Source organism: Actinophytocola sp. (assembly GCF_036002505.1).
Taxonomy (GTDB): domain Bacteria; phylum Actinomycetota; class Actinomycetes; order Mycobacteriales; family Pseudonocardiaceae; genus DASYTH01.
This window is the reverse complement of record NZ_DASYTH010000298.1, coordinates 1-9461: the sequence shown is the minus strand read 5'-3', so window position 1 is coordinate 9461 and position 9461 is coordinate 1. Positions and strand designations below refer to the sequence as shown.

General features: G+C 70.3%; 10 protein-coding genes. 2 read left to right on the top strand and 8 right to left on the bottom strand.

All coding sequences use genetic code 11. The features are described from left to right. Positions 1 to 270: 270 nt before the first annotated feature. The 6 genes from VGR06_RS26370 to VGR06_RS26345 form a co-directional block, all read right to left on the bottom strand. Positions 271 to 876, bottom strand: coding sequence for a TetR/AcrR family transcriptional regulator (locus tag VGR06_RS26370; RefSeq protein WP_414637332.1), 606 nt, complete (start codon positions 874 to 876; stop codon positions 271 to 273). After that, a complete protein-coding gene (locus tag VGR06_RS26365) occupies positions 873 to 1976 on the bottom strand; it encodes an acyl-CoA dehydrogenase family protein (protein ID WP_327561823.1) in 1104 nt (367 codons plus the stop codon). The genes VGR06_RS26370 and VGR06_RS26365 overlap by 4 nt, the downstream gene beginning before the upstream one ends. Further along, positions 1973 to 3172 (bottom strand): acyl-CoA dehydrogenase family protein, encoded by a 1200-nt coding sequence (locus VGR06_RS26360; protein ID WP_327561822.1) that lies wholly within the window; start codon positions 3170 to 3172, stop codon positions 1973 to 1975. The genes VGR06_RS26365 and VGR06_RS26360 overlap by 4 nt, the downstream gene beginning before the upstream one ends. 11 nt (positions 3173 to 3183) lie before the next feature. Then, positions 3184 to 3636, bottom strand: coding sequence for a MaoC family dehydratase (locus tag VGR06_RS26355; RefSeq protein WP_327561821.1), 453 nt, complete (start codon positions 3634 to 3636; stop codon positions 3184 to 3186). A gap of 11 nt (positions 3637 to 3647) precedes the next feature. Then, positions 3648 to 4403 (bottom strand): beta-ketoacyl-ACP reductase, encoded by a 756-nt coding sequence (locus VGR06_RS26350; RefSeq protein WP_327561820.1) that lies wholly within the window; start codon positions 4401 to 4403, stop codon positions 3648 to 3650. Positions 4404 to 4634: 231 nt separating this feature from the next. Then, entirely contained in the window at positions 4635 to 5150 is a 516-nt protein-coding gene (locus VGR06_RS26345; protein WP_327561819.1) for an XdhC family protein, read from the bottom strand. Between the two features lie 19 nt (positions 5151 to 5169). On the opposite strand from VGR06_RS26345, the gene VGR06_RS26340 reads away from it, so the two are divergent. Together VGR06_RS26340 and VGR06_RS26335 are read left to right on the top strand one after the other, a co-directional pair. Continuing rightward, the gene (locus tag VGR06_RS26340; protein ID WP_327561818.1) at positions 5170 to 5919 is read left to right on the top strand and encodes an NAD(+) diphosphatase; all 750 of its coding nucleotides are present in this window, start codon (positions 5170 to 5172) and stop codon (positions 5917 to 5919) included. A 156-nt stretch (positions 5920 to 6075) separates the two neighbouring features. Beyond that, positions 6076 to 6702 carry a phosphoribosyltransferase gene (locus VGR06_RS26335; protein WP_327561817.1) on the top strand — a complete coding sequence of 209 codons (627 nt, stop codon included), beginning with the start codon at positions 6076 to 6078 and terminating at the stop codon, positions 6700 to 6702. Positions 6703 to 6755: 53 nt separating this feature from the next. Here VGR06_RS26335 and VGR06_RS26330 read toward each other — a convergent pair whose 3' ends face one another. Together VGR06_RS26330 and VGR06_RS26325 are read right to left on the bottom strand one after the other, a co-directional pair. After that, entirely contained in the window at positions 6756 to 6998 is a 243-nt protein-coding gene (locus tag VGR06_RS26330; RefSeq protein WP_327561816.1) for an STAS domain-containing protein, read from the bottom strand. Positions 6999 to 7066: 68 nt separating this feature from the next. Beyond that, positions 7067 to 9461, bottom strand: a 2395-nt coding sequence (locus VGR06_RS26325) for a DEAD/DEAH box helicase (RefSeq protein ID WP_327561815.1), incomplete at its 5' end; no start/stop codon positions are given.

The window sequence follows — 9461 nt, the reverse complement described above, 5'->3', positions numbered from 1 at the left end:
CTTTCGGGTGAACGCTTCACCACGGCTTGTTGGGGTTCGGGGGCGGCGCGCGGGTGGGGGGCAGGGCGTCCGCCCTGCCCGCGCTGTGCGCGGCCCCAGGGGTCGCAGAGGCTCCGGGGTCAAGGGTCGCGGCCGGACTTCTGCCGAACTGCGCACTTCGAGGCGTCTGGCCGCGATCGGCGAAGCCGACGCCGCAGGCGCCCTTGAGGCCGGAGGGGCGACCCCGCACAATGCGCGCCGCCCCCGAAACCGCGCACCCCAAGGATAAACTCAAGCCCCCAACATCCCCAATACCAGCTCACCATACTGCCGCCCCAAAACCCCCGGCGACGGCTTGCTCCCCTCTGTATACCACCGCGCCACATCAATCCCCAGTGACAATACCGCACGCGCAGCACTTCGAATATCGGCAACCTTAAACCGGCCGGAAGCGACCCCTGCTGAGATTACATCGCGGACGAGTTGCTCCGTCCGGCGGCGAAGGTCGGCCACGACCTGATACTCCTCAGGAGGCAAAGCCTGAAGCTCGTATTGGACAACACGAGCCACCCTGTGCCGTTTGGCATGCCATGCTACAAACCTTTGCACGATCGATTGTATCGCCTCAACCGGGTCGTCGGTCGAGGTCACCACGGATTGGATCATCTCGAGCGCCTGCTCGTGCCCACTTCGGCTGATCGCCGATAATACGGCGGCCTTCGATGGGAAATGGACGTACAACGCGGCAGGACTCATTCCTGCCGCGTTGGCGATGTCCCGGGTGGTCGTGGCGTGGTAGCCGCGGGTGGCGAAGGACTCGATGGCTGCGGCCATGAGGCGGCGGGCGGCGTCGGGGCGGACGTCGGGCCAGAGGTCTTCGGGGAGCGGGTCGGTCACTCGGGGCCTGGGAGGTTGATCAGGGGGGCGAGGCGGGCCCGGTGGTGGGCGGGGGCACCGAGGGCGATCTCGTTTGCCTTGGCGCGCTTGAGATACAGGTGGGCGGGGTGTTCCCAGGTCATGCCGATGCCGCCGTGGAGCTGGACGCATTCCTCGGCCGCGTGGACGGCAACCGTCGAGCACAGCGATGCGGCGGTGTGGACGGCGATGTGCTCGTCGCCGCCGTTGCCGGCCAGGTTGTCCGCGGCGTAGCGGGCGGCGGCCCGGGCCAGGACGAGTTGTTCGTAGATGTTGGCCAGGCGGTGTTTCAGGGACTGGAACGAGCCTACGGGGCGACCGAACTGCTTGCGGTCGTTGAGGTAGGCGACGGTGGCGTCGAGGCACCATTCGGTGATGCCGAGCTGTTCGGAGGCGAGCAGGCCGGCTCCGGTCAGCAGGGCGGTGTCCAGGGCGAGCTCCGCACCGCGCCCGGCTACCTGGACGGACGGGGCACCGTCGAGGGTCACGTCGCCGATCGGGCGGGTGAGGTCGAGGGACACGACCGGGGTCACGGTGACGTCGGCGGTGCGGACCACGTGCAGTTCTGGGCCGTCCGGGCCGACCGCGGGGACGACGAGCAGGTCGGCGACGAGGACGTCGGCGACCGAGGTGACGCGGCCGTGCAGCTTGCCGTCAGCCGCTCGAACCGTTGCGGGGAAGGGGGACCCGGGGCTGGCCGGCAGCGGTGTCGCGAGGGCGCCGGTGGATTCGCCGGAGGCCAGGGCCGCAAGCCATGGGGCGGCCGCTTCCGGGTCTGCGCCGAGGAGGGCGGTGGTGGCGAGCACGGCGCTGCCGAGAAACGGGACCGGTGCGATGTGCCGGCCCAGCTCCTCCAGCACCACGGCGACTTCGCGGGCGGTGGAGCCGTGGCCGCCGCGCTCCTCGGGCACCAGCAGGCCCGCGGCGCCGACGTCGGCGGCGAGGGTGCGCCAGAGGTCGAGGTCGTAGGGCTTGTCGGTTTCGATCCGGGCGAGGACCTGGGCGGGGGAGCAGCGGTCGGCGAGCAGGTCGCCGACGCTGGCGCGGAGCTGGTCCTCGATGTCGGTGTAGAGCAGGTTCATCGCGGGAGATCCTTCCACGGCACGTCCTTGTCCACCCGGGGCTCGGACGGCAGGCCCAGCACACGCTCGGAGATGATGTTGCGGAGGATCTCCGAGGTGCCGCCTTCGATCGAGTTGCCTTTGGCGCGCAGGTACCGGTATCCGGCGTTGCGGCCGTAGAAGTCGACGCCTTCCGGGCGGCGCAGGGTCCAATCGTCGTAGCGCAGGCCTTCCTCGGCGAGCATGCCGAGCTCGAGACCGGAGAGTTGCTGCTGCAGCCGGGCGAAGGTGAGCTTCATGGCGGAGCCCTCCGGGCCGGGGGCGCCGGCGGCGAGTTGCTGCTGCAGCCGCATTCCGGCCAGCCGGAACGCTTCCGCCTCGACCCAGAGCTCGAGCAGGCGGTCGTGGGTGCCCGCGGTGCGCAGCTCGGGATGGTCGCGCCAGGTGCCGGCGACCGAGCCGATCATGCCGCCTTCGCGGGGGAGGGGCCGGCCGCCGATGGCGACGCGCTCGTTCATCAGCGTCGTCTGGGCGACTCGCCAGCCGTCGCCGATCGCACCCAGCCGCAACGAGTCCGGTATCCGCACGTCGCTGAGGAACACCTCGTTGAACTCGGCCTCACCGGTGATCTGGCGCAGCGGCCGCACCTCCACGCCCGGTGCGGTCATGTCGCAGATGAAGTACGTCATGCCGGCGTGCTTGGGCACGTCCGGGTCGGTGCGGGTGACCAGGATCGCCCACTGCGCGTTGTGCGCGTTGGAGGTCCACACCTTCTGCCCGGTGACCGTCCAGCCGTCGCCGTCCCGAACCGCGCGGGTGCCCAGCGACGCCAGGTCCGAGCCCGCGCCCGGCTCGCTGAACAGTTGGCACCACACCTCCTCGCCGGTCCACAATGGACGGAGGAAACGCGCCTTCTGCTCCTCGGTGCCGAACACCAGGATGGTCGGCGCCGCCATGCCGAGCCCGATCCCGATCCGGCGCGGGTCGTTGTCCGGCGCAGTCATCGCGGCCAGCTCGGCGTCCACAACGGACTGGAGCTCGCGGGCGAGGCCCAGCCCGCCGAGCCCGACCGGGAAGTGCACCCAGGCGAGTCCGGCGTCGAACCGGGCCCGCAGAAAGTCCAGCGGCTGGGTGTGTGCCGGGTCGTGTGCCTCCAGCAGTTCCTTGACCCGGTGGCGCAGGTCCTCCGCGGTCACCAGCGGTGAGGTCTGAGTCATCGCCTCTACTTTCAGGGAACGAGCAGAACAAGCGTTTCGGCGACCATGGCGGGTTTGGCCTCGCCCTCGATCTCCACGGTGACGCGGTTGACGACCTGCCGGCCGAGCTTGGCCTCCAGCACGTCGACCAGCTCCACACCGGCCCGGATCCGGGAGCCGACCTTCACCACCGACGGGAAGCGGATCTTGTTGGAGCCGTAGTTGATGCCCATGGTCAGGCCGTCGACCCGGTAGATGTCCTTGGTGAGCACGGGAAGCAGCGACAGCGTCAGGTACCCGTGCGCGATCGTCGTGCCGAACGGGCCCTTCGCGGCCTTCTCGGTGTCGACGTGGATCCACTGGTGATCACCGGTGGCCTCGGCGAACGCGTCGATCTGCTCCTGCGTGACGGTGTGCCAGTCGCTGCTGCCGAGGTGCTCGCCCTTGGCCGCTTCCAGCTCGGCGAGGCCGGCGAAAACTCGCATGGTGTGCCTCCTCAGGCTCGGGGTCCGCCGGCCACGTAGATGACCTGGCCGGACACGAACGACGCCTCGTCGCTGACGAAGAACGCGGCCGTCGCGGCGATGTCCTCCGGCTTCCCGGTCCGCGCCACCGGGATCTGCGCGGCGGCGGCCTTCTTGAAGTCCTCGAACGGCACACCGAGCCGCTCGGCGGTGGCCGCGGTCATGTCGGTCTCGATGAACCCCGGCGCGATCGCGTTCACGGTGATGCCGAACTTGCCCAGCTCGATGGCCAGGGTCTTGGTGAAGCCCTGCATGCCGGCCTTGGCCGCGGAGTAGTTGGCCTGCCCGCGGTTGCCCAGCGCGGAGGTGCTGGACAGGTTCACGATCCGGCCCCAGCCCTGCTCGGTCATGTGCTTCTGCGCCTCGCGGCTCATCAGGAACGCGCCGCGCAGGTGCACGCCGAGCACGGCGTCCCAGTCCACGTCGGTCATCTTGAACAGCAGGTTGTCCCGGGTGATGCCGGCGTTGTTGACCAGCACGGTGGGCGGGCCGAGCTCGTCGGCCACCCGCTGCACCGCGGCGACCACCTGCTCGGTGTTGCTCACGTCGGCGCCGACCCCGATCGCCCGGCCACCGGCCTCCTCGATGGCGGCGACGGTGTCCTTGCAGGTCGACTCGTCCAGGTCGACCACGGCGACGGCGTACCCGTCCTTGGCCAGCCGCTTGGCGACGGCGGCGCCGATGCCGCGCGCCGCTCCGGTCACGATCGCGACCCGGGACACGGTCACAGGATCCTCCCATTCTCGAGGTAAGCAAGCGCTTAGAAGTTACCCGCGCGGCGTGGAACTGTCCACCGCTGTGTTTAATTGGCTCGCTCCGCTCGCGGGGAGCGGGCCTTGATGTGGTGTCTTCCCTCCTGCGCTGCTCGGTCGCTCGTTCCTCGCTCCCTGCGCTGCTCGCAGTGTTTATTTCCGGCTCGCTGGCGTAGCGCCAGTCAGACACCACCGGCCCGCTCGGGATCAGAAGTCGAAGCCGCCCTTTCGCCCGTTCCGGTCGGCGAGCAGCCCGGCGAGCGTGGCGATGGCGATCTCCGGCGGCGTCCGGGAGCCGATGTTGAGCCCGACCGGCCGGTGCACCCGCTCGATGTCGCCGGGGGAGACGCCCAGGTCGGTGAGCGCGGGGATGTGCGGCGCCGGATGCCGCGGGTTGCCCATCACCCCGACCCAGCGCACCGGCGACGCCAGCGCGTCGCGCAGCATCGGACCCAGCTCCACCCGGTGGTGGTCGGTCACCACGACGTCGGCGTCGGCCCCCAGCCCGGCCGGCAGCGCGGTCAGCACCGCGGCGGCCGCGCCGTGCTCGGCGTTGCTGACCCGGCCACGCTCGGGCTCCACCAGAACCGTCCGGTACCCCAGGTCGTTGCCGTACCTGATCAGGTAGCCGGCCACCGGTGAGGCGAACACCGCGACCAGGGTGCGGGTCGCGGTCTGGTCGGCCGCGTCTCCGTGCGCGACCGCGCAGCTGTCATCAGCCATGACTCGTAGGGTGGCACGCATGGGGATCGAAGTCACCTTGCCGTACAACGGGCTCACTCTGGACCGGGCGGGCTACCGAAGGGCCGACCCGGAGTGGATCGAGCAGGCCCGCGCGCACGGACGCGCGGTCGCGCTGTGGCGGGATCGCTGCCTGGCCCGGGCCGGCGTGCCCGTCTTCGTGCCCGCGGCCGCCGCTCAGGAACCCGTTTTCCTCGGGATGGACGGCGAGGCCGGCGTGTTCGCCACCGATCTGTCCGAAATGGACGAGGCGGAGGCGGTCCAGGCAGCCGAAGCGGACGCGACCGTGGACATCCGCCGCCTGTTCCCGTCCCTGGCCGGACCCGAGGCGGCGATCCTGTCCTACGCGCGCGGAATTCTGCACTGGAACCGCAACCAGCGGTTCTGCGGCGCTTGCGGCGGTCCCACCGCCCGCCGCGACGCCGGCCACCTGCGCGTCTGCCACGGCTGCGGGAAACTGCTGTTTCCGCGGATCGAACCGGCGGTGATCGTGCTGGTCGAGGCGCCCGACCCACCGGCCCGCTGCCTGCTGGCGCGCCACCTCGGCTCCGGCCCGGACGCGTTCTCCACGCTGGCCGGGTTCGTGGAGATCGGCGAGAACCTCGAGGACGCGGTGCGGCGGGAGTTGGCCGAGGAGGCCGGGGGTGCGGGTCCGCGAGGTCCGTTACCAGGCGTCCCAGTCCTGGCCGTTCCCGGCCGGGCTGATGATCGGTTTCCGAGCCGTGGCGGAGTCGGATTCCGTTGCCGTTGACCGCAACGAACTGGAGGAGGCGCGCTGGTTCACGCGCGCGGAACTGGTGCGGCGGCTGGCCGCGGGGGAGAATCGAACGGACTCGATCGAGCATTTTCTGGTCACGTCATGGGTACAGGGGGTCTAGGGGCTCAACTTTCGCGCCGGAGGTATCCGATGCGCTTCCAGGACCGGGCCGCGGCCGGGCGGGAGCTGGCCGAGCGGCTGGCGCACCTGGCCAAGCGGGAGCCGATCGTGCTGGGGTTGCCGCGCGGGGGTGTGCCGGTGGCCGCGGAGATCGCCCGTGGGCTGCACGCGCCGCTGGACATCGTGCTGGTGCGCAAGGTCGGCGCGCCGGACCGGGCGGAGCTGGCCGCCGGGGCGGTGGGGGAGGACGGCGTCACCGTGCGGAACACGGCTGTGCTGCACGAGTTGGGACTGTCCTGGTCGGACCTGGCGGATCAGGTCGAGCACGAGCGGGACGAGGTGCGCCGGCGCGCGGAGTCGCTGCGCCCCGGCCGGAACCGGGTGAGCCTCAAGGACCGCACGGTGATCATCGTGGACGACGGGATCGCCACCGGGTCCACTGTGGTCGCCGCGCTGCGCGTGGTGCGCCGGCTCGGCGCCGGGTGGACGGTGCTGGCCGTGCCGGTAGCACCCGCGGACGTCGTGCCGGCGATGGCGGAGCTGGCCGACGAACTGGTCTGCCTGCGCGCTCCGGCCCGGTTTCGTGCGGTGGGCCAGTGGTTCCAGGATTTCAGCCAGGTGTCGGACGAGGAGGTGCGGGCGTTGTTGCAGCCGTGACGTGCGCTTGCCTGAACCGGGAACTCGCTTGCCTGAACTGGGGACTCGCGGGGTTACTCGACCCGCACGCCTGAGTCGCCGGTGGCGTCGCCGACGGCTTCGAGCATCTGGCGCAGGGCGGTGGGCGGGTTGTGCAGCACGAGGTACTGGCCGTCGCGCATGCCGGCGGCACCACGGAGCAGGGCGATCACGGACAGCATGTCGACGGAGTCCAGCTCGGCCAGGTCGAGATGGACGTCGCCGGACGAAGCCCGGCACAGGGCCAGCAGCAGCTGCTCGCCCGCTTGATCATCCATAGCCCGCCCCCTTGCCGATTTCGGCAGCGTACGCGCGACGATGATCGTCTGTCCTGGGCCGAAGGACCTTAGCTGTTTACCAGTTCCCCTACGAAAGTTGTGTGAATGCACGCCTCACCTGCACGGTCGGATTCGACCATGTCAACCTCGGCGGCGATGCCCCAGTCATGATCACCGGCGGGGTCCTCGAACACCTGCCGGACCACCCACCGGCCGGGCTGTTCGTCGATCATGAGCAACCCCGGCCCGCGGGCGTCCGGCCCGGTGCCGATTTCGTCATGCAACTGGTAGTACGGCTCCAGTGCGGCCCGCCACGCCTCGGCCGGCCAGCCGGACTCCGCGTCCAGCTCGCCCAGTTCCGCATAGCGCTCGGCAGCGGCCAGCTGCACCCGGTGGAAGAGGGCGTTGCGCACCAGCACCCGGAAGGCCCGGCTGTTCGCGGTGACCGCCGGCGGCGCCTCCTCGCCGGCGGCCGCTTCGGTCGGGTTGACCAGCTGCGACCACTCGTCGAGCAGGCTGGAGTCGACCTGCCGGACCAGCTCGCCGAGCCACTCGGTCAGGTCGGCCAGCTCCTCGGTCTGGGCGTCCGGCGGCACGGTCTGCTTCAGCGCCTTGTACGCGTCGGCGAGGTAGCGCAGCACCAGCCCCTCCGAGCGGGCCAGCTGGTAGAAGCCGACGTACTCGGTGAACGTCATGGCCCGCTCGTACATGTCCCGGGCCACCGACTTGGGCGAGAGCGGGAAGTCGGCGACCCACGGGTGGCCGCGCCGGTAGGTCTCGTACGCCGCGTTCAGCAACTCCGCCAACGGTTTCGGATACGTCACGTCCTCGAGCAGGACCATCCGCTCCTCGTACTCGATGCCCTCCGCCTTCATCGCCGCCACGGCCGCGCCGCGGGCCTTGGACTCCTGCGCGGACAGCACCTGCCGCGGGTCGTCCAAAGTGGACTCGATGACGGATACCACGTCCAGGGCGTAGTTCGGAGACTCCCGGTCCAGCAACTCGATGGCGGCCAGCGCGAACGGCGACAGTGGCTGGTTGAGCGCGAAGTCAAGTTGAAGATCTCCAACGAGTCGAACGCTGCGGCCGTGGTCATCGGGTGCAGGCAACCGTTCCACCACACCGGCCGCCAGCAGCGCCCGGTAGATCGCGATGGCGCGGCGGATGTGCCGGCGCTGCGCGGGCCGGTCCTCGTGGTTGTCCTCCAGCAGCTTCCGCATCGCGGAGAACGCGTCGCCGGGCCGCCCGATGACGTTGAGCAGCATCGCATGGCTCACCGTGAAGCTGGACGTCAGCGGCTCCGGCTCGGCCGCGACCAGCCGCTCGAAGGTCGGCTCGCCCCAGGACACGAACCCCGCGGGTGGCTTGTGCCGCACCACCTTCCGCCGCTTCTTCGGGTCGTCGCCGGCCTTCGCCAGCGCCTTCTCGTTCTCCACCACGTGATCCGGCGCCTGCACGACGACGTTGCCCACCGTGTCGTAGCCGGCCCGCCCGGCCCGGCCGGCGATCTGGTGGAACTCCCTTGCCTTGAGGTGCCTCGTCTTCACACCGTCGTATTTGGACAGTGCGGTGAACACGACGGTCCGGATCGGCACGTTGATCCCGACGCCCAGCGTGTCCGTGCCGCACACGATCTTCAGCAGCCCGGCCTGGGCCAGCCGCTCCACCAGGCGCCGGTACTTGGGCAGCATGCCGGCGTGGTGCACCCCGATGCCGTGCCGCACCAGCCGGGACAGCGTTTTCCCGAACCCCGCGGTGAACCGGAACCGGCCGATCAGCCGGGCGATCTCGTCCTTCTCCGCCCGGGTGCACACGTTGACGCTCATCAGCGCCTGCGCCCGCTCCAGTGCCGCGGCCTGGGTGAAGTGCACGACGTAGATCGGCGCCTGGTTGGTGGCGAGCAGCTCCTCCAGCGTCTCGTGCAGCGGGGTGAGCCGCCAGCTGTAGAACAGCGGCACCGGCCGCTCGGCCGAGGTGACCACCGCGGTGGACCGGCCGGTGCGCCGGGTGAGGTCCTCCTCGAACCGGCGCACGTCCCCGAGCGTCGCCGACATCAGCACGAACTGCGCGCGGGTGAGCTCCAGGATCGGCACCTGCCACGCCCAGCCGCGGTCCGGCTCGGCGTAGAAGTGGAACTCGTCCATGATCACGAGCCCGACGTCCGCATCCGGCCCGTCCCGCAGCGCCATGTTCGCCAGGATCTCCGCGGTGCAGCAGATCACCGGCGCCTCGGCGTTCACGCTGGCGTCACCGGTCAGCATGCCGACGTTGTCCGCGCCGAAGATGTCGCACAGCGCGAAGAACTTCTCCGACACCAGCGCCTTGATCGGCGCGGTGTAGAAGCTGCGCTGCCCGCCCGCCAGGGCCGCGAAGTGCGCGCCGACCGCCACCATGCTCTTCCCGGAGCCGGTCGGCGTGCTCAGGATGACGTTCGACCCGGAGACGATCTCGATCATCGCCTCC